This is a genomic window from Elizabethkingia miricola, assembly GCF_001675285.1.
Taxonomy (GTDB): domain Bacteria; phylum Bacteroidota; class Bacteroidia; order Flavobacteriales; family Weeksellaceae; genus Elizabethkingia; species Elizabethkingia miricola.
This window is the reverse complement of the sequence record NZ_LSGQ01000001.1, coordinates 200343-223513: the sequence shown is the minus strand read 5'-3', so window position 1 is coordinate 223513 and position 23171 is coordinate 200343. Positions and strand designations below refer to the sequence as shown.

Annotated in this window: 20 protein-coding genes; 11 read left to right on the top strand and 9 right to left on the bottom strand. The window is 34.3% G+C overall.

Annotated elements, in window-relative coordinates; all coding sequences use genetic code 11:
• Position 1: 1 nt before the first annotated feature.
• From ATE49_RS01050 to ATE49_RS01035, 4 genes are all read left to right on the top strand, one after another.
• Positions 2-1030 carry a sensor histidine kinase gene (locus ATE49_RS01050; RefSeq protein ID WP_059154752.1) on the top strand — a complete coding sequence of 343 codons (1029 nt, stop codon included), beginning with the start codon at positions 2-4 and terminating at the stop codon, positions 1028-1030.
• A 127-nt stretch (positions 1031-1157) separates the two neighbouring features.
• Positions 1158-1736, top strand: a complete 579-nt coding sequence (locus ATE49_RS01045; protein ID WP_059154753.1) for an IS1096 element passenger TnpR family protein — start codon at positions 1158-1160, stop codon at positions 1734-1736.
• Positions 1737-1863: 127 nt separating this feature from the next.
• Positions 1864-3147, top strand: a complete 1284-nt coding sequence (locus ATE49_RS01040) for an alpha-amylase family glycosyl hydrolase (RefSeq protein ID WP_065080746.1) — start codon at positions 1864-1866, stop codon at positions 3145-3147.
• 11 nt (positions 3148-3158) lie between these two features.
• Entirely contained in the window at positions 3159-4349 is a 1191-nt protein-coding gene (locus ATE49_RS01035; RefSeq protein ID WP_065080745.1) for a S41 family peptidase, read from the top strand.
• Between the two features lie 29 nt (positions 4350-4378).
• On the opposite strand, the gene ATE49_RS01030 is transcribed toward ATE49_RS01035, so the two are convergent.
• The 5 genes from ATE49_RS01030 to ATE49_RS01010 form a co-directional block, all read right to left on the bottom strand.
• Positions 4379-5395 carry a DUF6624 domain-containing protein gene (locus ATE49_RS01030; RefSeq protein ID WP_065080744.1) on the bottom strand — a complete coding sequence of 339 codons (1017 nt, stop codon included), beginning with the start codon at positions 5393-5395 and terminating at the stop codon, positions 4379-4381.
• Between the two features lie 58 nt (positions 5396-5453).
• Positions 5454-6275: a helix-turn-helix domain-containing protein gene (locus tag ATE49_RS01025; RefSeq protein ID WP_065080743.1), complete on the bottom strand. Its 822-nt coding sequence runs from the start codon at positions 6273-6275 to the stop codon at positions 5454-5456.
• Between the two features lie 8 nt (positions 6276-6283).
• Complete coding sequence (locus ATE49_RS01020; protein WP_065080742.1) at positions 6284-7342, bottom strand: serine hydrolase domain-containing protein; 1059 nt, start codon at positions 7340-7342, stop codon at positions 6284-6286.
• Between the two features lie 89 nt (positions 7343-7431).
• Positions 7432-10311, bottom strand: coding sequence for a gluzincin family metallopeptidase (locus ATE49_RS01015; protein ID WP_081278390.1), 2880 nt, complete (start codon positions 10309-10311; stop codon positions 7432-7434).
• Between the two features lies 1 nt (position 10312).
• Positions 10313-10945: an alpha/beta hydrolase gene (locus tag ATE49_RS01010; protein ID WP_065080994.1), complete on the bottom strand. Its 633-nt coding sequence runs from the start codon at positions 10943-10945 to the stop codon at positions 10313-10315.
• 199 nt (positions 10946-11144) lie between these two features.
• On the opposite strand from ATE49_RS01010, the gene ATE49_RS01005 reads away from it, so the two are divergent.
• A complete protein-coding gene (locus ATE49_RS01005) occupies positions 11145-12095 on the top strand; it encodes an isopenicillin N synthase family dioxygenase (protein ID WP_034871049.1) in 951 nt (316 codons plus the stop codon).
• 51 nt (positions 12096-12146) lie between these two features.
• Here the strand turns inward: ATE49_RS01005 and ATE49_RS01000 are convergent, their stop codons facing one another.
• Positions 12147-12776 carry a hypothetical protein gene (locus tag ATE49_RS01000; protein ID WP_065080741.1) on the bottom strand — a complete coding sequence of 210 codons (630 nt, stop codon included), beginning with the start codon at positions 12774-12776 and terminating at the stop codon, positions 12147-12149.
• A 170-nt stretch (positions 12777-12946) separates the two neighbouring features.
• Between ATE49_RS01000 and ATE49_RS00995 the strand changes: the two genes are divergently transcribed.
• Positions 12947-13813 (top strand): ATP-grasp domain-containing protein, encoded by an 867-nt coding sequence (locus ATE49_RS00995; protein ID WP_065080740.1) that lies wholly within the window; start codon positions 12947-12949, stop codon positions 13811-13813.
• Positions 13814-13952: 139 nt separating this feature from the next.
• Here the strand turns inward: ATE49_RS00995 and ATE49_RS00990 are convergent, their stop codons facing one another.
• The 3 genes from ATE49_RS00990 to ATE49_RS00980 form a co-directional block, all read right to left on the bottom strand.
• The gene (locus ATE49_RS00990) at positions 13953-14594 is read right to left on the bottom strand and encodes a peptidase associated/transthyretin-like domain-containing protein (RefSeq protein ID WP_059154760.1); all 642 of its coding nucleotides are present in this window, start codon (positions 14592-14594) and stop codon (positions 13953-13955) included.
• A 126-nt stretch (positions 14595-14720) separates the two neighbouring features.
• Complete coding sequence (gene tyrS, locus ATE49_RS00985; protein ID WP_059344026.1) at positions 14721-16016, bottom strand: tyrosine--tRNA ligase; 1296 nt, start codon at positions 16014-16016, stop codon at positions 14721-14723.
• 107 nt (positions 16017-16123) lie between these two features.
• Positions 16124-17431: a hypothetical protein gene (locus tag ATE49_RS00980; RefSeq protein WP_065080993.1), complete on the bottom strand. Its 1308-nt coding sequence runs from the start codon at positions 17429-17431 to the stop codon at positions 16124-16126.
• A gap of 190 nt (positions 17432-17621) precedes the next feature.
• Here ATE49_RS00980 and ATE49_RS00975 point away from each other — a divergent pair, with 190 nt between their 5' ends.
• The 5 genes from ATE49_RS00975 (at position 17622) to ATE49_RS20470 (ending at position 23100) form a co-directional block, all read left to right on the top strand.
• Positions 17622-18182, top strand: a complete 561-nt coding sequence (locus ATE49_RS00975) for an RNA polymerase sigma factor (RefSeq protein ID WP_034871045.1) — start codon at positions 17622-17624, stop codon at positions 18180-18182.
• Positions 18175-19047: a lipoyl synthase gene (lipA, locus tag ATE49_RS00970; RefSeq protein ID WP_065080739.1), complete on the top strand. Its 873-nt coding sequence runs from the start codon at positions 18175-18177 to the stop codon at positions 19045-19047. Before ATE49_RS00975 ends, lipA begins: the two co-directional genes overlap by 8 nt.
• Before the next feature lie 410 nt (positions 19048-19457).
• Entirely contained in the window at positions 19458-21014 is a 1557-nt protein-coding gene (locus ATE49_RS00965) for an AraC family transcriptional regulator (RefSeq protein ID WP_065080738.1), read from the top strand.
• Positions 21015-21061: 47 nt separating this feature from the next.
• Complete coding sequence (locus ATE49_RS00960) at positions 21062-22630, top strand: tetratricopeptide repeat protein (RefSeq protein WP_233174364.1); 1569 nt, start codon at positions 21062-21064, stop codon at positions 22628-22630.
• Between the two features lie 65 nt (positions 22631-22695).
• Positions 22696-23100 carry a tetratricopeptide repeat protein gene (locus ATE49_RS20470; protein WP_260255531.1) on the top strand — a complete coding sequence of 135 codons (405 nt, stop codon included), beginning with the start codon at positions 22696-22698 and terminating at the stop codon, positions 23098-23100.
• The last annotated feature ends 71 nt before the right edge of the window (positions 23101-23171 follow it).

Here is a 23171-nt window from a genome sequence, read left to right as displayed (position 1 = left end):
TATGAATGTAAGCCCCGTTAAAATTATTTCTGCAATATTCCTCACGCTCTGTATGGCAGCAATAGCCATGCTGTATGAGAAATTTCATCACCTTTATGACAGCAGAAATATCACACTATTACTTGTAATAATAGCATTACTTATAATTACCGGAATCAATTATGTGGTTCTGGTTTTCCTTTTCAGAAACTACGATCAGCGACAGATACGTAAAATTTCCCAGACATTTCCGGAGTATTTTATTCAGGAAGAAAATCCTACCACCTTTACCGAGCTCGGAGAGAAAATTACCGGAATGCGGGAAGAGGCAGATGCCAGAATGGTAACCATGAAGGAAATGGAAAACTACCGTAAAGAATATTTGGGTAACGTAGCCCACGAATTGAAAACACCACTGTTTTCCATCCAGGGATATGTAGAAACATTGATGGATGGTGGAGTGGACGATATGAATATCCGCGATAAATATTTGGAAAGGATTGATAAATCGGTTGAGAGAATTCTGAATATTGTTCAGGACCTGGATATGATCAGCCGTCTAGAATCCGGGCAGATAAGCCTCTCTTTATCCAAATTTGATATTAATATTCTTGTCCGCGATATCTTCGATCTTCTGGATCTGGAAGCCCATAAAACGGGGGCTAAATTTTTACTGACTACATCACAAAGTGCAGTAATGGTAAATGCAGACCGTAACAAGATTTCACAGGTACTTATAAACCTTTTGGCTAATGCTATTCATTACGCCAACCGGGAAAAAGCACAAATTGTTGTCAATACAATTATTACAGGTAATGAAGTACTTGTTGAAGTAAAAGATAATGGAATGGGAATAAAACCTGAAAGCCTTCCCCGTATTTTTGAACGTTTTTACCGTGTAGAATCCAGCCGTAGCCGTAAAGATGGCGGATCCGGGCTGGGACTTGCGATTGTAAAGCATATTCTGGAAGCCCATAAGAAAAATATTGATGTAAAAAGTGTCTATTTGGAGGGAACAAGCTTTAGTTTCAGACTCGATTTAGTGAAATAATCGGCCCGGAAAATAGGAAAAATTATTTTTGAAAAAAAGTCTTCTTTTATACAAACGCTGTTTTATATTTGTAGCTGAATTTAGACCTTAATTTAAACAGTAAAGTAAAATAGACAAGTAATCCAAAATGATTTACAAAGTAAGAGTAATTTTAGATGCTAAAGACAGTGTTTTCCGTGATATAGAAATCAAGGACAAACAAACTCTATGGAATTTGCACTTAGGAATTAAAAGTGCTTTCAGCCTGCAGGGAGAAGAACTTTCTTCTTTTTATTTTTCAGATGAAGAATGGACAGAAGGTAATGCAATCCCATTAGAAGATATGTCAGATGAAGGAGATGGGGAAACCATGTCGGATATTTATTTAAATGAAGCATTTGCCGAGAAAGGAGCAAAAATGCTTTTCAAGTATGGCCTTTTGGACCTATGGGAATTCTTCTGCGAATTGCAGGAAATAACCGAAGAAAAGCCAGCAGTTAACTATCCTATCACAGCTTTTAGATTTGGAAATATGCCATTAAAGGCACCATCTAAATCTGGTAACGGAGGCGGTAAAATGGCAATGCCTATGGCAGATGATGAGTTTGGAGACATCTCTTCTGATTTTAAAGGAGACGATTTTGATGACTTTGACGATGACGAGGAAGAAGAAGAAGGAGGATATGGAGACGATCTTTATGATGAAGAGGATCTCGATAAAATCTAAAAAATATTAAACCGGTTTTTAACCGGTTTTTTTATTATCTTGAAGTTTCAACTTAGCACCTGAATAATGATGAAACTGCATTGTTGATATTGGTGTAATTTCATGTAAACACAATTCCTGAATAACTATGATTGGACAATTACCAACGGATTGGAAGCATACAGCTAATATTTATGAGGTTAATGTAAGGCAATATACAGAAGAAGGAACTTTCAAAGCTTTTGAAAAGGAATTGCCCCGGCTAAAGGATATGGGAATAAAAGTATTGTGGTTTATGCCCATTACTCCTATTGCTCAGGAGCAGAAGAAAGGGAGTATGGGGAGCCCGTATGCTGCACAGGATTATACATCTGTTAATCCGGAATTCGGAACTTTACAGGATTTTAAAGATCTTGTTAATACAGCGCATCAGCAAGGTTTTAAGGTAATTATAGACTGGGTAGCCAATCATACGGGTTGGGATCATATATGGACTAAAACACATCCTGAATATTATCTGCATGATGCCGATGGGAGCTTTCACAAAGCTTCAGGTATGGACGATATTATAGAGCTTGATTATACAAATCAGGAAATGCGCCGGGAAATGATTGAAGCAATGAAATTTTGGGTAAGGGAAACCGATATAGACGGATTCAGATGCGATCTGGCGTCCTGGGTAGAAGCTGATTTCTGGGAACAGGCACGTCCTGAAACAGAGAAAATAAAACCTTTATTTTTTATTGGTGAATACGACGAACTGGAAAATCCTGAATATGGAAAAACATTTGATGCCAGTTATTCATGGAAATGGATGCACCTGACGGAAGATTTTTATAAAAACAATCTGCCACTTTCGAATCTTATAGATCTGTTAAGGCAATATTCGAGTATTCAGTATTCCAGTATGCGGGCTTGGTTTACATCTAATCACGATGAAAACAGCTGGAATGGTACCGAGTATGAGAAATATGGTGAAATGGCTAAATCTTTAGCCGTGTTCAGTATTACATGGGATGGAATTCCTTTAATTTACAGTGGTCAGGAATTACCTTTGAGAACAAAAAGACTGGAGTTTTTTGAGAAAGATCCTATCCCGTGGAACGGAACTTATGAGATGGCAGTGTTTTATAAAAAACTGCTGACTTTAAAATCTAATAATCCGGCTTTAAGAGGTGCTGATAAAAATGTTGTAACAATTCTGCTTCAGAATACAGCACCGGACAAAGTATTTTCTTATCTGCGCAAAAATGGGGATGATGAGGTTCTGGTAATTCTTAATATGTCCAGAGAAACAGAACTTAATTTCAGTTTTACGGATCCGTATGTTTCGGGTATCTTCAGAAGTCTGTTTTCTGATGCGGAGCAAGATTTTACCAGTCAAACAGCATTTACATTACAGCCTTATGAATACATGGTTTTTGAGAAATAATATTATATAGAATGATTAAACGAATTTTACTTTTTGGATTTTTATTTTCTTTAAATACGATATGGTCGCAAACTAAGTATCAGAAAGATTTTAACGAATTTTGGAACGATATAGATCAAAACTATGCTTATTTGAATGAACAACAAATTAACTGGCAGAAAGTAAAAGAAATATACGGTCCGAAAGTAGCGGAAATCAATAATACTTATGCATTTGTCCAGTTTTTGGAAAAAGTTCTTAATGAACTTCACAATGGTCATTCGTCTCTGAATACTAACCTTGATATTTCAAATAAATTAGTCCCTTCCGGGCAAGATATATATGTTGAAAAAGATCAAAATAGATATATAATAGCTGATGTGAGAAAAGGCTCCGGTGCGGAGAAAGCTGGATTAAAAGCAGGAATGGAGGCAAGTTTATTTAATGGGAAGAATATAGATAACCAGCTGAAACAATTCCTTCCCCAATATACAGATCAGTATACACCTGCTATGTATCAATATGCACTGGATATGCTTTTTGCAGGTACCCATAATGTGAAAAGAGAAATTACTATAGCTGAGAAGGGCAAATCTGTAAACTTTTATCCTGATAATTCTACTGTTCAGTCTGGTAATAAACAGCTTTTAGAAAGCAAAATACTAAATAAAAAAACAGCTTATTTAAAAGTAAACAACTCATTAGGAAATAATAATTTAATGTCAGCCTTTGATAAAGCGCTCGATTCATTATTGAATTACAAAAACGTAATAATTGATTTAACTGAAACCCCGAGTGGCGGAAATACAACTGTTGCAAGAGCTATTATGGGTAGGTTTACAGATAAAATGCTTCCATATCAGGTTCATGAGTTTGATGAGGCAAAATACCAGACCAAAAGACACTGGGTAGAATATGTTGTACCCAGAGGTAAAACTTATAAAGGAAAACTTTATATTTTAGTAGGGCACTGGACAGGAAGTATGGGAGAGGGAATGGCTATTGGTTTTGACGGAATGAAAAGAGCCAAAATAATTGGGACAAAAATGGCAGGATTATTAGGAGCAATATCGGGTTTTCAGATGACGGAAACTAAGATTGGATACCAATTTCCTACAGAAAGATTGTATCATGTAAATGGAACGCCCAGAGAAGATTTTGTTCCCGGAATACGTACTGAAAATACAGAAGAAACTTTCCGTAAAGCTTTTGAGATAAAGTAAGTGAATTACATATAATAAAAAGTGGAATTTTATAATTCCACTTTATTTTTTTGTATCAATGCAGGAAGCTGCTCCTTGTACTGAAGTATATCCCAGTCTATATTATATCCCTTAAGATATTTTTTTATAGATTCCAGCCCTACAGAAGCTCTTCTTTGGTCTATTTGATCTACATTCTCAACAGGGTATAGATAGAATTTTTTACTTTCTCTGTCAATTACTGTTTGTGAACCATAGATTTGTTGCTTTTTAGAGTACATCAACATTCTGTCCTCCAGGAAAGCAAAATCGCGGGGCAGAAGTTCTCTTTGTTCAGCAGCTTTTTTCATTACAGGATAATATTTCTTCATCGTAGTCAAATCCGAGTGTTGAATAATCAGCCACATTGTTTGGCTATTTTTGTAACCCACTTTCTGTATAGAGGGCCATCCATTTTTTGTTATTATTTCTTCAGCCTGTTTCAATACCTGTGTATCCTGTGCCTTAATCTGCACTAAAAGATCTTTTTCTTCAGGTGAATTTATTTTGCTTTTGTCTTTTCTTAGCTCATCCAGTTTCAAGCGGATAGACTGATCCTTTTCACGAAGTATAGAAATTTCATTGGAAAGATTTTCATCAATCCCCGTTATAAAATGGTCTGTATTCTGTTTTGCCTTAGCCAGAAGATTATTCCAGTCGGAACGGGCTCTTAATATTTCTAGATCCTGATCTTGCTGTAGATTATTATAAAGCTCCGATGGGTCAGTCCAGGAAGGAATAATATTTTTGCTTTTATTCAATATCATTTTCAGATAATAAACTGCTTTTTTGGGATTATTTGCCAAAGCCCACATACAGGCTGCATTATAAAAATTAGTTTGTATAGATTTTCCTTTATTTATTTTAAAAGCTTTGTCATAAGCCTCCGCACTTTCCAGATATTTTTTATCCTTAGAATAAAGAGATTCTGCCTGCTCAATATAATCGTAGTATGTTAGTTGTGCTTTTACAGTAATTCCAGTAAAAATGATTATTCCCGTTAAAATTAATTTCCATAGTGTTTTCATATCTTCTTTTTTACAAAAGTAAAAGCATCAGATATTATAAACTTGTAAAAATGGGACATTATTCAGAATCCAGGTGCCAGAAAGTATCTTCATCGCCAAGATGTATTCCTTTTTTGAAAAATGAAGTCGGCGATTGTGAGGTCATATTTTCAAAGATCTTATTTAAATGAGACTGGTCACTTAGATTAATATGATGAGCCAGCTGTGTGAAATTTAAATTGCTTTTTTCAAATTGTTTGCTGTTGAGTATACTCCGAAATACAATAATCTCATGAAACTTCTTAATGCTAACTCCCAGATGTTGCTTGAAGAGCCTGTTAAGATGCCTTCTGCTAAAACCTGTCTTTTTTGAAAGTTGTTCAACATTAAAATCTGCAACGTGGGTACTAATATACTCTATACTAAAACTAATGATATCCTGAGTAAATCGTTGATAACGTTTAGATAAAAATTTATCTAGCAAGGGGACTATATGTTCAAAATTGTTGTTTGTGAAAAGAAGCTGAAGCTCTTCAGTGGTGAAAAAAGAGTAGTCATTAATGTGTTTGGTTGTGTCAATATCACGGTAAAACTGTTGTATACCCAATGCTTTGAATACTATCGTAATCTTATTAATTTCCCCAAATAATCTGGATACAAGAATTGTATCCCGTATAGGAGTAAAGCTCTGTAAAAATGTAGCTAAAGGATCATAGTGGGTTTCCTGTATGGGTTTTCTGACATGCGAAGGATATAATGAAAGAGTAGTATTGGTATGTGGAAAACCTACAAATTCAGTTTTTGTATTCTCAGAATCCCAATGAATATAGTAATACTCAATAAATTCGGATATTGTTTTATTCTGGGGTTTATATGTTTTGAAAATACGCTGCTGGGTCATAAACAATATTAATGGTCATTCAGATACTTTCGTACAATGTTTAGAATTGCTGTGTGGTATCTGAAGCTTTCTTTAAATCCACCGGAATTATAATCTGCATTACTCAGAACAGTAACGCCGACATGGTTTTTCGGAAAATAATAATTTTCTGTAACATAGCCGGGAACAAATCCGGTTTGGCCAACCATTAGAAGATTGTCACTGGTATCAATAGTAACTCCCAGTCCATATTCGGTTAATCCAAAAACAGGATGATTTCTTACCGAATTCTTTTGCTTGGTAAACAATTGTTCCATTGTTTTCTTTTTTAATAATTTCCCCTCAAAATAAAGCTGATTCCACTTACCCAGATCTAATGCTGTTGTTATAAAGCTTCCCCCTGCAGGAGCATAAGAATACATAAAGCTGTTGGTTTCAATATTTAATTGCCCATTTTTATTTTCAGTATAGGGGGTTGTTAGTTTCGTGTACTTTTTGATATCCGGATGATAGGTGTCTTTCATTCCACATTTTTGAAATAGTGCTGCTGTGATTTCCGCGAAAGATTTATGATATAGCTTTTCCAGTATTTTAGCCAGAAGATCATAAGTGATAGTAGAGTGGGAATAGTCGAACTGAGTTCCCGATACAAATAATGTAGGCTTATCCAAAGCTTCTATACCGCTTGTATGATTTAGAAGCAGTCTTATTGTGATCGTATCTTTCCAGGATTGTGATAATTCTGGCAGATACTTTCGAATGGGAACATCTAGAGCCAATAAATTATTTTCATAGGCCTGTAATACTAAAGCAGAAGTAAACTGTTTTGCTATAGATCCGCTAATAAACTGGTCATCTGCTTTTAGAAGCGTTTTGTGCTCCAGATTAGAATACCCTTTTGCTTTTAAATACAGATTTTTTCCATTTTGAGATATCAGGATTACTCCATTAAAGGGCTTATCTGTTTCAGCACCCAGCAAAGAATCTATTTTGTTTTTTACAATGTTTTGCCCTCGTTGAGCATTGATATGAGAATATGAAAAAATTAAAAGTAATGTAATTAATATCTTTCTGTTTAAATGCTTCATCAGAAAAATTTTGTTTGTTTTTGGTGTTTATAAATACTTTGAAACTTTTCGGTTTTCGGTTTCCAATTTCTGACTTCTAGCTTCTAAATTTAGAAAACTCCTCTTCTGAAGTATCCAATCACTGCACCCAAATTAAGATTCAGCATGTATCGGATTCGGCTTCCGTATCCCTTGAATGCAGGTTCGAATCCCAGAGAAGACTGTACCGGAAAATAGATTTCCAGAAAATCAGGGATTACTTTTAGTTTGATACCACTATCCCAGATAAACTTCATATTCTGACCTTTGTTTTTGTATAAACCGGCATCTGCATAAACATTGAACATCTTCCACAAGTGAGCATCTACATTGGTGGAAACAACCCAGCTGTTTACAAAATTTTTAAAATCAGATTTAAATCCACCCTCTGCGAGAATAAACTGCTGAGAAAGGACTCCGTCTGTAGCAGATTGACCTAACAGCCCATAGCTAAATGAATAATTGGAAACTCTGGAAAGGCCAAAATTGAAAAGATTATTTCGGGTTTTATTTTCTATAAACAAACCTCCGAAAGCTCTTAGCATTATCTTTTTATCTTTAGCATATTCCCAACGGTAATAATATTCTGCAGATAATTTCTGGAAATCCTCCATCCATTGAAGGTTAGTCATCAAAAAATTTTCATGAATAGCTTTGTTATCAGAATATGAATAAGAAATATTCCACAAGTTATATTTATCATAATCATTTCTTGCAATCAGAGCAGGGGAAAGTGTTCTTTCAAAATAGCTGTAAGAGAATCCTAAATTACGGCTTACCTGACTCCTTGGGTCTTTTGCGAAATTGATGCTGGTAAGAAGATTAATCTTTTTATATGGAAGATTATAATCGTAATGGAAATAGGAGCCGTTAGCAGCAAACATCCAGCTTCTGAAGAAGGAATCGGCAGGCATAAACTGATAACTAACCCCGGCAGAACCCGTTAACTGACTGGTCCCGGTACTATAATACGGAACAAGAGAGTAAACAAATTTACGATCTATAAGGCTTCTGTTCGTAAATCTCATTCCGAGAAGGAATTTGTCATAGTTATTCCATGATAATATCGGTGCAACATACACTTCGTTGTACTCCGGGTTAGGAATGTCAGTAAATAACTTAAACCTTATTTTTTTCATATTAGAAAACATTCCTTTTGTATAAAGATAGTTATCTCTGAAGTTGGCTTCAGGGAAAGTGTAATCGTTATTTATAGAAATTTTTTTTGTGCTGTCATTTGGTATTCTGTAAACCTGTTTGTCAGTACTTTCAGTGGTGTTGAACCAATAAGATTTTATTTTCCCGTTATAGTCTTCAGCTTCTACTTTGAAAGGAATTTTTAGTGGTGTATTCTTAGATATTCTTAACTCCAGCTGATTGTCATCAGTCTTTTTAAAAGATCTGAGATTAAAGTTTACCCTGTTTTTATGCTGAACAAATTTTTCTAAAAATTCACTTGTATGGTTAGTATAAGAATCCAACTGAGTCATAAAGTCTTTACTGTCGATTTTATGACCACGGTTTTTTGCTAGATATTCCTGAACAAAACTATCGAATTTTTGCGTCTTATTATTTAGCATACTGAAGATAAGCCCGGTTTCGAAGCTGCTTACAGCTGTTATATTAAATTTACTAAGATCTTGTAAATGGGTATTTATGCTTTGGTCTAAATTCTGATTGAGAATATAATCATAAGCAAGTCCATAACGGTCTGTCAATTTTATTTTTGAAACCTCAAACCATTTCAGAGGCTTTATTTTCCATAATCTGACCTGATCTGGAAGATTTCCGGCTAGTTTTTTATCACTGTAATTTTTATTCAGGTATTCTATTTCCAGATAAGTTCTTAACCCATTATATAGCCAGTGGTCGGTATTTTTGTCAGCCAAAAAAGATTGATTAACGACATTCTGCGAAATAACACTAAAGTAATTAAAATCAGATTTTTCAGCATCAGAAAATAATTTGAATTTCCATTTGCGGAATTTTATATCATCACTTCCAATAAAACCATTTCGGTCTCTTGCTCTGTCAGAAATGAAAATCTTGCCCGGTAAAAAGCCGATTTTATCTTTAATAAATTTTAATTGTAAAGGAATCAGAAATGCAAGATTTGCCTGCTCTTCCGAGGATATAGTGTAACCTAAGTCCAGTGTGACTTTTTGCTTGTCTACATCGAAATCCATTTTGGTGTTTTCTGTATGAGAAATCATAAATTCCGGATCTTCATACAGGGAACCCTCAAAGGTATAATTGTCTTTCTGATGCAGGTTGGACTGAATAATATAAGGGCCTTTTTCAAAAATAATATTCCAATAGCTGCCATTATTCTGATTTTCATCCAAATCCAGATATGATTTTTCAGATAATTTTGAATCTTCAAAACTATCCGGAACAATGAAGAAATATTTCAGAAGCATCTGATTGTCTCCATAACCGTAACCTGTAAAATCGGATGCAGGAATATGGATGTCGTACTCCAGGTTTAATGTTATTTTCCCGTTTTGTGGAAGAGGTTGTTTCAACCCAAGATATATATTTTCACCCCTTTCATCAGAATAAGACTTCACATCTTTCGAGAAATCTACTCTCAGATTCTCTATATAGCCCAGTTTTTCTTTGTTACTGAAGTATAATGCAGTTTTTCTCTCCTGTAATTTTCGCTTGCCTAAAGGTGTCCTTCTGTTTCGGTAGGCATTTGCCCATGATAATAATTTTATAGAATCTACAGGACGTGAAAGTCTGTTCTGATAGACGATTTTTTGCTGTATGTGCGCAACATATATGTTTTCGTCCAGCTTTATCTGCAGACTTATGCTATCTTTCTGAGCCTTTACACAGAAAGATGAGAACAGAAAGAAACAGGCAATAATTTTCGGGACAGGATGTATTCCTGACTGTATACGGATTTCCCGATTTGAAATATTTTGATAAATGTCCCGAATTTTCATTTTAAGAAAGAAACACCATTAAGTCCATGTAGTTTTTCTGATTGATATTGTGCCCGCTTACATATTCCCGGAATGAGAAAAAGCATCCGAGGTCATACAACATATCTGCCGCCGTTCTTCCCATATCCAAAGGGATTACAGCATCTTCCATTCCGTGGGAAATAAAGAAACGCATTTCTGTAAATGCTTTTTTATCCTTGCTGATATTCTGAAGAATCTTAGTCTCAGGATAAGCACTGAGTATTGCAATTTTATTAAAGAGTTCAGGATATGTTAAGGCCATAGAATAGGATAAAATACCACCCTGGCTGAATCCCATTAAATGAGTTCTTTCAGTAAGCTGATATTCCTCTTTTATATCTCTGATCAGGTTCAGTATGCTTTTCATAGCATCAGTAGCCTCTTCTATATCGATAAATCTGTCCGCAGAAGAAAAATCTATATCGTACCAAGAATAACCTCCGTAAGGAGAATCCTTAGGGGCTCTTAGGCTAACGATTAACCAGTCTTCCGGCAGAGTGGGTACAAAGCTAAAAAGATCTTCTTCATTACTTCCGTAACCGTGAAGCATAACCAAAAGTTGTGTTTTTGGAGTGATAACTTCAGGTTTTCTCACCAAATAATTTATGTTCATACCACAAATATATATTAAGTTAGGCAATATTTTGATTAAAGATAGGTTAAGATCGTGTTTTTTAGCCAAAAGCTGCATCTGTGCAATATATACAGGGTATTTTGGTCCATTAAATGATAACTTCAATAACTGCATCAGTAATTATCCCACTTATATTAAAAAAATGTAAATTTACAGCACGAAAATTTCTAAATATAAAATGGATAAAATCCCAAGTGTAGACCTGCGTGATTTCCTTTCGGATAACCCGGAACGCAAACAGAAATTTGTAAATGAAATCGGAAAAGCTTACGAAGAAATTGGATTTGTTGCCCTTAAAGGACACTTTTTGGACGACAATCTGGTAGACAATCTCTACGGAGAAGTAAGAAATTTCTTCGAACTGCCACTAGAAACTAAACAGAAGTACGAAATCCAGGGAATTGGAGGACAACGTGGTTATGTTGGTTTTGGAAAAGAAACGGCAAAAGGTTTTAAAAAGGGAGACCTTAAAGAATTTTGGCATTTTGGACAATACCTTCAGGAAGGTTCCAAATATGCAACTGAGTACCCAGACAATGTAATTGTAGATGAGTTACCCAAATTCAACGAAGTTGGAAAAGAAACTTATCAGATGTTGGAGAAAACAGGACAGTATGTATTGAGAGCTTTGGCTCTTCACCTTGGACTGGACGAGTTTTACTTTGACAAGTACATTGCAGAAGGTAATTCAATCCTTAGACCAATTCATTATCCGCCAATCACTCACGAACCAGATGATGCGGTACGTGCTGCAGCACATGGAGACATTAACCTTATTACTCTTCTTATGGGGGCGCAAGGGAAAGGTCTTCAGGTTCAGAATCACAATGGTGATTGGATCGATGCTATTGCTGAACCGGATGAATTAATGATTAATGTTGGAGATATGTTATCCAGACATACCAACAACAAACTGAAATCTACAATTCACAGAGTTGTTAATCCTCCAAGAGAATTGTGGAGTACTTCCAGATTTTCTATTCCTTTCTTTATGCACCCGGTGAGCGAAATGCCACTAAATGCATTGGAAAAAACGATTGACGAAAACAATCCAAAATTGTATCCTGATACAACTGCCGGAGAATTCTTACATGAAAGACTTGTAGAATTAGGATTGATTAAGAAGTAATTATTATTCAAAATAATTTATTAAGCGCCTGTAGTAAATGCAGGCGTTTTTTTATGATATAGTGCAGTCTTTTTCAAATCGGTAATATACTCCCAGATTTTTTGTGGTAATTTCTCCTGTCTGTCTGTTAAGTGTTACAAATATGGATTCCAGTGTGTATGGACAGGCAGTGCTCTTTTTTAGATATAGATAAATGAAATCTTTTTCTATTTTATATGATCCTGCATTAAAATAGTTTTCATCATACCACAAATCATAAGTTGCTATGGTTAATAAAGCTTCCGGAAGATTATCAATATATCCAATAAAAGAGCGGAATTCTTCAAAAGAACTATAACAATTTACTCCTTTTTGCTTGTAAGCAATAATGAACGTAAAACAATAGCTAGGCATACATTCTATGAAAAAGCCTTTCTTAGGAGTTAGTTCTTTTGCAGAATTATTTATTTTCTTTGAATTTTTTGAATCATATAAAATCTCATATTCATTAAGTGATACTTTGGGAGCGTTCTTTCTTATTACTTTCCAATGATTAAAACTATCGGAAGGATTAATATACTTATAGAGATTGTGTTTATAGGACAGACTATCCGGGATTTTAGTAAAACCATCAGAGTTAATATTTTGCCCAAAAGTAAGTGTTGTAATAGTTAATAAAAAGGAAAATATAGATATGTTCATGAAATACACTATTTATTTGCAAGTTTAAATGTACGAATAGTTAATCCTGAATGAGACATTCTAAAAAGATTCTGAGTTTTCAAAACTGTACCTATTTAAAATAGTAAAACTGATACTGTGTTTATCCATTGCTCTCACCTAAATTTGCTTTATCAAATACAAACTGAATTATGAAATTAGCATTTGTAGGTAATAAGTTACAGGAAAAGTTTTCTACAGGAACAACTAATGATGAAGATACAGATCTGTTAAATTTTCTGAAAGAAAAGGGGCTGGATATTAGTTTAGCCATATGGAATGACAACAATATAAACTGGACAGATTATGATGTAGTTATTATAAAATCTCCATGGGATTATCATGAGCATGTTACTGAATTTTCGGATTGGCTGGATTCTCTTGACAAGCTGCAGATTAAAGTTTTGAATCCTGTAGATACTATTAAATGGAACAGTAATAAACATTATCTTAAAGATATTAGTGACAAGGGGCTTCCAGCGATTCAGACGGCGTATATTTCTAAAGGAAACGAATTTCGGGATGAATTTTTTGAAATGTTTGGTACAAATAATCTTGTTGTAAAACCTTGTGTAAGTGCTGGTGCCAAGAATACAATAACAGTAAGTAAAGAGACTGTTTCCGATAAAAGAGCTGAAATAAATACTTTGATCTCGGAAGAAGATTATATGGTTCAGCCTTTTGTAAATGAGATAAAGGAAGGGGAGTGGTCGTTTTTGTTTTTTAATGGTAAGTACAGCCATTGTGTATTGAAAAAGCCAAAGCTGGGAGATTTCAGAGTGCAGCATTATCATGGTGGAAGCATCAGTTATCCTGAGGCAGATCCGAAACATGTCTCTCAGGCAGAAGATTATCTGAAAGTAGTTCCTCAGCAAACACTCTATGCCCGTGTAGATGGAGTGCTTATAAATAATACATTTCAGCTAATGGAGTTAGAACTTATAGAACCATATTTATTCTTAAACTCGGATGCTGCATTATTCGAAAACTATTATCAGGCTTTGTTACAGCATATTTAATTTTATAAGTAAATAGTAATAATAAGTGGAAAGAGGCTGCGTCTTTCAGAGTAGTCTCTTTTTTATAATTTACTATTGTCATAAACTAATCCATGAAACATACTATAAAAAGATCCACCTTTCTGGTGGATTTTTTTTCTTATTTCAGTTTTACTTTTACAACCTCTCCATCAGCCTTTACTTCAACAAAGGTTTCTAAAAATTCATTAAAATCCTTAGTATAAGAACTAGGGGAGTAATAGTCTATTCTTCCATAATTGTCATAGCCACTTCCTGTATATTTATTATAGTTGTAATTCAGACTATAATCCATACTTCCGTAAAGGTAATATTTCCCAGGCTTCATATTGGGGAATGTAAATTCTCCATCGCTGTTGGTTATAGCTTCTATACGGTATCTCATCGCATTTCTGTCCATATAGACATATCTGTTTTTCTTAGGATTATTTTTGCTTTTATCACTCCAAAGTTTGTAATACTCTTCGAAATAAGGTGTAACAGGGAACAGAATTACTTTTATCTTATTGGCTTTTACCTTTCCTAAAATTTTCATTCCGTATCCGTTCTTTTGTCTGGTAAAAGCTTCACCTACAATTGTTCCTTTTCCTAGCGCAAGCATACTTTTAGCCTGTAGCGAATCAAATTTCTGAGTAGGCATTGTAATTACTTCGGAAGCTTTTCTCTTGGCAGCCTCTTTGTCTGCTTTTTCAGGTTCTACATATTGAGCCTTGATAATAAGCCCAAAGAATAATAAAGATATTAAAGGAAGTATTTTTTTCATTTTATCATATTTTTTGAGTGTTATGAATGTGAAATTAGAAAAAAGATATAATATCGCAAAAATATTTTTGCATAAAAAAAGCCACCTCAAAAGAGATGGCTCATTGTTATCAATATAATTTATAAATTATACAGTCTTTACTATAAAGTAACTTTTCTTTCCTTTTTGTAGTAAAAGGAATTTGCCGTCAATAAGATCTTTTTCTGAAACTTCAAAAGTATCGTTCACTTTCTCTTTATTTACAGAAATAGCATTTCCGGTAAGTTCTCTTTTGGCTTCACCTTTAGATTTTAGGAAACCTGATTTATCTGAAATAAGATCTACAATATTGCTTCCGATAACTTCAGATTTTGCAACTTCTTTTTGAGGAACACCATCAAAAATCTGAAGGAAAAGCTCTTCGTCAAGGCTAACTAAATCCTCAGCAGTAGAACGTCCAAATAAGATTTCAGAAGCTTTAAGAGCTCTTTCATATTCTGCACGGCCATGTACCCATACCGTAACTTCTTCAGCTAATTTTTTCTGAAGTTTACGCTCATGCGGAGCTGTTCTGTGCTCTTCGATTAGTTTTTCTATCTCTTCTTTTTCAAGGAAAGTATAGAATCTGATGAATCTTTCACCATCTTCATCTGTAGCATTTAACCAGAATTGGTAGAATCTGTATGGAGAAGTTCTTTTAGCATCCAACCAATAGTTTTCGCCACTTTCAGATTTTCCAAACTTGGATCCGTCTGCTTTAGTGATTAATTTAGTGGTAAGTGCAAAAGCTTCACCCTGTGCTTTTCTACGGATAAGTTCAGTTCCTGTAGTGATATTTCCCCACTGGTCAGAACCTCCCATTTGTAATTTTACACCTTTCTCTTTATATAAATGCAGGTAATCGTAACCTTGCAATAACTGATAAGTAAATTCTGTAAAGCTCATTCCGTCGGCGCCATCCTCTCCCGAAAAACGTTTTTTTACAGAGTCTTTAGCCATCATGTAGTTTACAGTAATGTGCTTTCCGATATTTTTTGCAAAATCAAGGAAAGTAACATTTTTCATCCAGTCGTAGTTGTTTACCAGCTCAGCTCTGTTAGGGCCATCACCTTCAAAATCTAAAAATCTTGACAACTGATTTTTTAAACAGTCTACGTAATACAATAGGGTCTCCTCATCTAACAGATTACGTTCTGCGGACTTGCCGGATGGGTCACCTATCATTCCTGTTGCACCGCCTACCAAAGCAATTGGTTTATGGCCGTGACGTTGAAAATGAGCCAAAATCTTAATCGGAATAAGGCTCCCAATGTGTAACGAATCTGCTGTTGGATCGAAACCGATATAGGCTGTAGTCATCTCTTTGTTGAGTTGATCTTCAGTCCCCGGCGTCATGTCAGCCCATAGCCCGCGCCATTTCAGTTCTTCAATAAAAGCATTCATTATATAAAAATTTTAAGATGCAAAGGTACAAAAATGCTTTTGCACAGGCTTATAAAAAGATTTGATTTTTTTAGGAACTTTAGATTGTTACCATTTATATACTAAAGCTAATAAGTGTATTCTAACCAAACCGTGTTTTTTCTGTTATTATCATACCTCTGATAAGACTCCAATAATCCTTTATCGTTCAGATGATATGCCGCTTTTCTTACATTATTGTCTCTTGTATATTGACTTTCATATAATACGGGTGATTTTTTTTCAATTCTGTATTTTGTTTCCTGCATTAATTTTCCGTCCTGATAAACAGTGCTGGTATGGATAAAAGGAAATTCATTAGCATTGCTGCTGCAATTGGCAGTTTGTATAACATTGTCAATATAGAAATTGGTACAGGATTTTTCTATTTTTTCATCAGTAGCAGCATTCATATTATCACTGTTATCATCTTTCATAATAATATAGCTTTTTCGGAGCAGTTCATTTTTTTCCAGATGGTATATCTCCGTTTCTATACCTCCGCCCAAATCGCTGGAAGTAATCATTCTGTCATTATCATAGCTTATATCCGTAGTATTTACAGGGGTCTGGATGTTTGTAAGAATACCGTCTTTATAGGTGAACTTCTGAACAGATTTTTCATCAGATCTGTATTCTGTAATCGTAATGGGTTGACCTAATTCATTAAGCTCTGTAGCCATATATTTTTGCTTTTTGCCATTATCTCCTGTAATATAGGTTGTAATTGTTTTTATTTTGGATTGGTCCTTATTGAAAAGCATTGTATTTTCAATAAAGCAAATTTTGGGTACAGCGAGATGTTGTAAATATGACTGCATTACTTCTGCTGATTTTTTTGTGAAATTATTCTTACCCTGCAGGGTTTTAATTTCCTCCTTGTATTTCTTGCTGTTGGTGATATAAGAAGATTCTTTTTGCTCTCCCATCTGGGTTGCAACAAACTCTGTTGCCCTATTTTTTCCTTCCTGTGCTACAATATTATCATTCATCTTTCCGCTCCAGTAGGCAACAGCCTGATAAGTATTGCCATCACCTGTAAGATCAATATATTGACCATTTTCAGCAAGTACATAGGTATAAGTGTATAACTGAATAATTTCCGGTGTGCTTTTTCTGAAGTTCTTTATTAGTTCATTCTTCTCCTGATCGTCTCCTCCCACAGATACTCCTTTCATATTGGGAGCAACATCTATTAATATAACATATGCTTTGCCTGCTTTTAGCTTTAAAGTGTCAACTTCAGATTTATCAGAAAAAGCATCAGTAACTCCAGCAATATCTACCATAGTCGTTTTTCCGGAAGACTTTTTAGGTTGTTTTTTTGCGGTTTTCCTCTGTGCGGAAATGCCTATTGCTATGACACAGGTTAAGAATATACTTAAAATTCTTTTCATACTATAGTTATTCATATTTGTATTGTAGTTGCCTTGTAGGCTATTATTAGGTGTTAAATTAAAGAAAAAAAATAAATGAATTGGATGACTATCGTTATCATCACTTATGGCGATATGGAAAAACGAAAAATGCTGACTTTTTTTTCAGCAAACTCTTCAGTATCTTTGTATTGTTTTTTAGAAAAAAGTTTTGAACGAGGAATCCTTAATCCATCTTATCCGGAAGGCACAAAGCAAAGATCAGAAGGCACAGACCCAATTGATCAATATGTTCTGGGTGGATGTTTTTTCTTTTATAATGAAGAAGGTTCAGGATGATATCCTGGCAGATGAAATTACAGTAAATGTATTTTCCAAAGTTTTAACGAAGCTGGATTTATTTGATCCTAGCTTTCAGTTTAAAACATGGATTCTGACGATTGCCCAGAACACTGTAATTGATTACTGGAGAAAGAAAAGCCGTGAAGCAGAAGATGCGACCGGAGATCTGGAAGAAGTGAAAAATGTTTTTGTAAAATCACCGGAAGAACTATTGATTTCTGAAGAAGAAAATGATGAGATCCTGCAAATTGTTGCCTCTATGGATGCAAATTATCAGGATATTATCAGACTTAGATTCTTTGAAGAAAAGAGTATAAAAGAAATTGCTGAAGAGCTGAATCTCTCAGTTGCTAATACTAAAGTCAGAATTATGCGGGCGAAAAAGGTATTGGCAGAATTATTAAAAAATAACGAGTTATACAATGAGTAACGAGACATTAACTAACGATACTACAACTCAGAAACCTAAATGGATTAGGGTAAAACTACCAACAGGGAAAAATTACCGCGAGTTAAGAACACTTGTAGATAAATATAAACTAAATACAATTTGTCAGAGTGGAAGCTGCCCGAATATGGGGGAATGTTGGGGAGAAGGAACTGCAACGTTTATGATTCTGGGGAATATCTGTACCAGAAGCTGTGGATTTTGCGGGGTAAAAACCGGAAAGCCACTTGATGTTAACTGGGATGAACCTGAAAAAGTAGCACGTTCCATTAAGTTAATGAAAATCAAGCATGCTGTATTAACTTCTGTAGACAGAGATGACCTGAAAGATATGGGATCTATCCTGTGGGCAGAAACAGTAAATGCAGTGCGAAGAATATCTCCGGGAACAACAATGGAAACATTAATTCCGGATTTTCAAGGGATAACAAAACATATTGACAGACTTATAGAGGTAGCTCCGGAGGTCATTTCTCATAACATGGAAACTGTAAAAAGACTGACCCGTGAGGTGCGTATTCAGGCAAAATACGAAAGAAGTCTGGAGGTACTTAGATATATGAAAGAGGCGGGGCAGCGTCGTACCAAAACCGGAGTAATGCTGGGATTGGGTGAAGAAAAAGATGAGGTTTTCCAGACTATCGAAGATATCAGAAATGCAAATGTAGACGTTATTACACTTGGACAATATTTACAACCTACGAAGAAACACTTACCGGTAAAAAGATTTATTACACCGGAAGAGTTCGATGAATATGGAACTTTTGCGAGAAGCCTAGGCTTCAGACATGTGGAAAGCTCCCCACTGGTGCGTTCTTCTTATCATGCAGAAAAACATATCCACTAAAATTTAATTTGTGAAATGATACCCTTCGGAATTCCGAAGGGTATTTTTTTAACCTGCGATTTTATGGTTTTTTTGAAGGGTGTACTATGGTAATTGTCTCATTTGTAAAATATTATTACTATTTTTATTTGGTATTTTAAATTATTTTATTTTATATTTTTTTAATATAATCATGTACTTTATTACGCTTATTTTTATTTAAATTGCATGTGTAAGTTATTTTTATTCAATATGTTTTTGTTATAAATACATTGTTTGTATACATTTGCAGTCTGAATTGACTATTGTGTGCAGATAAATGTATATTGTGATTTTCTTTTAAGGAAATTGAGATGGATTGCTGAGCAAAATCTGAGATCATAAGTTAATCTTGCTAAAGTTATACAAACTCATTAGGTTAAAAATGCTTTATGTTGAAGATAAAAATTTGCTTTCTCGGTCTGTTTCTTACATTAATAGTGAAAGGCCAGGATGCTGAAGCTTTTAATAAAATATATGTGAAAACATATCTTGAAACTTCTCAGAAAGATTTCAAAAAAGCCTTGGCTGTTTCAGATTCTCTCTTTAATATATCACAAACTCCTTTGTTACAGACAAAGAGTCTTATGCTTTCTGCTACTTTATATCAACAAGCTCATGATCTTAAAAGATCCGTGGACTATGCCTTGAAAGCAGAAAAAATTATAGAACAGACAAGTGATGCATCTTGGAATGCACGGGTTTTAGGTTTTCTTTCCACTCAGTACCGTCTTTTGGGCTTGTTCAATAAATCCAGAGCTTATTCGGAAAAGGCATTGGAATATGCCGAAAAAATAGAAAATAAAGAAGCTGCTAATAGTGCCAAAGGTTTGGTATCACAGGAATTGGCTTATTATAATATAGCAGTTCAGAAATATCAAAAAGCTATCGAGAATATAGAAGCTTCTCAAAAGTATTTTGATAATATCAGTCAGAATAAAGATTTTATGACAGCTGGTAATAAGCAACTTTTAGGCTTGTGTTATAATAATTTAGGAGATATGGAGCGTTCCCTCAAATATTATACTGAAGCTTTAACGTTGTTGAAAGATGGACCAGAAAATTACCTTACAGGGATTGTTTATTCTGGAATAGCTGAGGTATATATGAAGAAAGATGAATTGGCTAAAGCTAAGGAGTATCTGGCTAAAGCTGTAAAAATAGCAGATAAATCAGAATATCTGCAGTTGAAAAAGGAAGTTTATAAAATAACTCAGGAATATTACAGCAAAGTACAGGATATTGAGAACCTTCGTAAAATAAATAATAAAAAAGATGTTGTAGAAGAGAAAATTTCCAAAAAAACGGATGCTTTTATCAATAATGCTTATGTCCAGTTAGAGAATAATAATATTAAAACAAAAGAAACCGGCTCTCTGAAAAATATTGTAATTCTGATAGCTGGTATGGGTATTTTGTGCGGGATATTAATTTTCACATTCTACCGGAGAAGGCAAAAGCAGCAATTGGTCAGAATGCAGTATATTCTGGATCAGCATAAAAAAAGGCAAAAAGAATCTTATGTATCTTTAAATTCATCTGCGCCAGAACATAGTGCTGCAAAAGAAAAAAGCAGACAGATGATGCCTCCGGAGACGGAAGATGCTTTACTGGAAGCTTTGCATAAGTTTGAAAAACAACAGCTTTATAAAGATAAAGATGCTTCACTATCCTATGTAGCCTCTTATATGGAAACCAATACAAAATATCTTTCTTATATAATTAAAAAACACAGGCAAAAAGATTTCACAAGCTATATTAATGAACTCAGAGTTGATTATATTATAGAAAAGTTGACAACAGACCCAGTATACAGACAATATAAAATAAGTGTACTTGCAGATGAAGCCGGCTTTTCTTCCCACAGCAAGTTTGCAACAATTTTTAAAAATATTACAGATGTATCTCCTTCACATTTTATTAATTATATAAGCCATAAGAAGATCTGAAGTTTTTATTTATACAAACTTCAGATGTATAAAAACTAATAATACAAATGATGCTCCGTAAGACTTATACATGTATAGCAATTCTTTTTTTATTGTTGTTGCAGGCGCAAAATGCCAAAAACTATGATAAAGTATATTCGAAAATATTGCATGAGACCTACCACAAGAATTTTGATAAAGCTATAATTGCAGGTGACTCACTATACAGAAATTCGGCTAAACCCGTATTTCAGGTTAAAAGTCTTATGCTGTTAGCGCAATTATACCAGCGGAAAGGGGACGTAGAGAAGGCTGTTAGTTATGCAGAGAAATCGGAAGATATTATAGAGAAGTACCAAATATATGACTATAGTGCGAGGGTATTCGGTTTCCTGGCATCACAATACAGAATTATCAGTCTATATGATAAATCAAAATCTTATACTGAGAAAGCACTTAGTGCTGTAAAGTATATCAAAGATCCTGCTGAATCAAATAATGTAACGGGGTTGATGCTACAGGAATTGGCTCATTATGACATTAAAACGAAGCAATATAAAAAAGCAATTTTTAAATTAGAGAAGGCTCAGGAAAAATTCAGTCTTCTCCGTGAAAAAGATTTCTTTACGGCCACAAATAACCAACTGATGGGTGTCTGCTATATTGGTGCAGGAATGTATGATAAAGCGATTACTTATTATAAAGAAGCTTTGGCATATGCAAACAAAAACCTTCCTAAAAGTACTCTGGCAGGAAAAGTATTTCAGGGCTTAGCACTGGCTTATGTCCGGAATGGAGAGTTGGATGAAGCAAAAGAATACCTGGATAAAGCTGAAGATTATGTGAAAGATTCCAAGTATTTGGGGCTTAATCAGGAAATTTACAGTACATCACAGGAATATTATGCAAAGAGAAATGATGCACAAAATTTTACATTGGCTACAGAAAAAAAAGATTCTTTATCCGAACTGATTGCTTCTCTTAATACACGTTTTCTGAATCAGCAATTTTCAAAGCTTGAAAAACAAAACACTGAACAGGAGGAAAAAAATTTTACCAAGAGTATATTTATTGCAATAAGCGGTATTTTCATTATCGGAAATCTGCTATTCTTCTTTTTCTACAGCAGAGCAAAGAAGAGGCAGATATTAAAAATCAGAAATGTTTTAAAAAATCTGAAAGAAAAGAATAATGAACAAGCTGAAATAGAAGTAACAAGGAAGTCTGATGATAATACAGATCCAGGTACAAGTTTAATGTCTTCAGAAACGGAACAGTTACTTTTGACAAAACTCGAAAATTTTGAGCGAGAACAATTATTTACGGACAAAAAAGTTTCACTATCCTATGTTGCAACTCATATAGGAACCAATACGAAATATTTGTCCTTTGTTATAAAAAAATACAAAGGGAAAGATTTTAATACTTATATCAACGAGCTCAGGATCAATTATATATTGGAAAAACTTAATACAGAACCTGTATACAGGCAATATAAGATAAGTACACTGGCCGAAGATGCTGGTTTTTCTTCTCACAGCAAGTTTACAACAATCTTTAAAAGTGTTACGGATGTATCTCCATCACATTTTATTAAATATATCGAGAGTAAGGACAATCAGAGTGTAACCGAATAGTTTGATGATTAAAAGCTATGATTCATAAAATTTATTTACTTGTTATATGCTTTTCCGTATTATCAATGAAGGGCCAGGATTATGAAGCTTACAGTAAAGTTTATAGAAAAATACTCCATGAAATAGCACAAAAAGACTTTGATAAAGCGCTTATAGCTGCAGATTCATTACATAAGACTACTGTTTTACCTGCTTACAAGGTTCGTAGTTTATTACTCATAGCAACACTATATCAACAAAAGAATAATATAGAAAAGGCGATAAGCTATGCAGAAAAGGCTGAAGATATTGTTGAGTATACAGATGATTATGCATGGCAAGCCAGAGTATATGGGTTTTTAGCTTCTCAATACAGACTTATAAAGCTTTATAGTAAGTTCAGGTATTTAATAATAAATACTTCAACCTGGAGAAAGAAGGTGTTGAAAAAACTAAAAAAGGATTCACTAAAAGTATATTGGTATATGTGACTGTCCTTTTTATATTAGGAAATATATTGTTTTTCATTATATACAGATACAGGCAAAAAAAACGAATTAAT

Excerpts from the sequence above, each read along its gene's own strand:
- ATE49_RS01050 (WP_059154752.1), top strand. The coding sequence starts at position 2 with ATGAATGTAAGCCCCGTTAAAATTATTTCTGCAATATTCCTCACGCTC.
- ATE49_RS01045 (WP_059154753.1), top strand. The coding sequence starts at position 1,158 with ATGATTTACAAAGTAAGAGTAATTTTAGATGCTAAAGACAGTGTTTTC.
- ATE49_RS01040 (WP_065080746.1), top strand. The coding sequence starts at position 1,864 with ATGATTGGACAATTACCAACGGATTGGAAGCATACAGCTAATATTTAT.
- ATE49_RS01035 (WP_065080745.1), top strand. The coding sequence starts at position 3,159 with ATGATTAAACGAATTTTACTTTTTGGATTTTTATTTTCTTTAAATACG.
- ATE49_RS01030 (WP_065080744.1), bottom strand. The coding sequence starts at position 5,395 with ATGAAAACACTATGGAAATTAATTTTAACGGGAATAATCATTTTTACT.
- ATE49_RS01025 (WP_065080743.1), bottom strand. The coding sequence starts at position 6,275 with ATGACCCAGCAGCGTATTTTCAAAACATATAAACCCCAGAATAAAACA.
- ATE49_RS01020 (WP_065080742.1), bottom strand. The coding sequence starts at position 7,342 with ATGAAGCATTTAAACAGAAAGATATTAATTACATTACTTTTAATTTTT.
- ATE49_RS01015 (WP_081278390.1), bottom strand. The coding sequence starts at position 10,311 with ATGAAAATTCGGGACATTTATCAAAATATTTCAAATCGGGAAATCCGT.
- ATE49_RS01010 (WP_065080994.1), bottom strand. The coding sequence starts at position 10,945 with ATGAACATAAATTATTTGGTGAGAAAACCTGAAGTTATCACTCCAAAA.
- ATE49_RS01005 (WP_034871049.1), top strand. The coding sequence starts at position 11,145 with ATGGATAAAATCCCAAGTGTAGACCTGCGTGATTTCCTTTCGGATAAC.
- ATE49_RS01000 (WP_065080741.1), bottom strand. The coding sequence starts at position 12,776 with ATGAACATATCTATATTTTCCTTTTTATTAACTATTACAACACTTACT.
- ATE49_RS00995 (WP_065080740.1), top strand. The coding sequence starts at position 12,947 with ATGAAATTAGCATTTGTAGGTAATAAGTTACAGGAAAAGTTTTCTACA.
- ATE49_RS00990 (WP_059154760.1), bottom strand. The coding sequence starts at position 14,594 with ATGAAAAAAATACTTCCTTTAATATCTTTATTATTCTTTGGGCTTATT.
- tyrS (WP_059344026.1), bottom strand. The coding sequence starts at position 16,016 with ATGAATGCTTTTATTGAAGAACTGAAATGGCGCGGGCTATGGGCTGAC.
- ATE49_RS00980 (WP_065080993.1), bottom strand. The coding sequence starts at position 17,431 with ATGAAAAGAATTTTAAGTATATTCTTAACCTGTGTCATAGCAATAGGC.
- lipA (WP_065080739.1), top strand. The coding sequence starts at position 18,175 with ATGAGTAACGAGACATTAACTAACGATACTACAACTCAGAAACCTAAA.
- ATE49_RS00965 (WP_065080738.1), top strand. The coding sequence starts at position 19,458 with ATGTTGAAGATAAAAATTTGCTTTCTCGGTCTGTTTCTTACATTAATA.
- ATE49_RS00960 (WP_233174364.1), top strand. The coding sequence starts at position 21,062 with ATGATGCTCCGTAAGACTTATACATGTATAGCAATTCTTTTTTTATTG.
- ATE49_RS20470 (WP_260255531.1), top strand. The coding sequence starts at position 22,696 with ATGAAGGGCCAGGATTATGAAGCTTACAGTAAAGTTTATAGAAAAATA.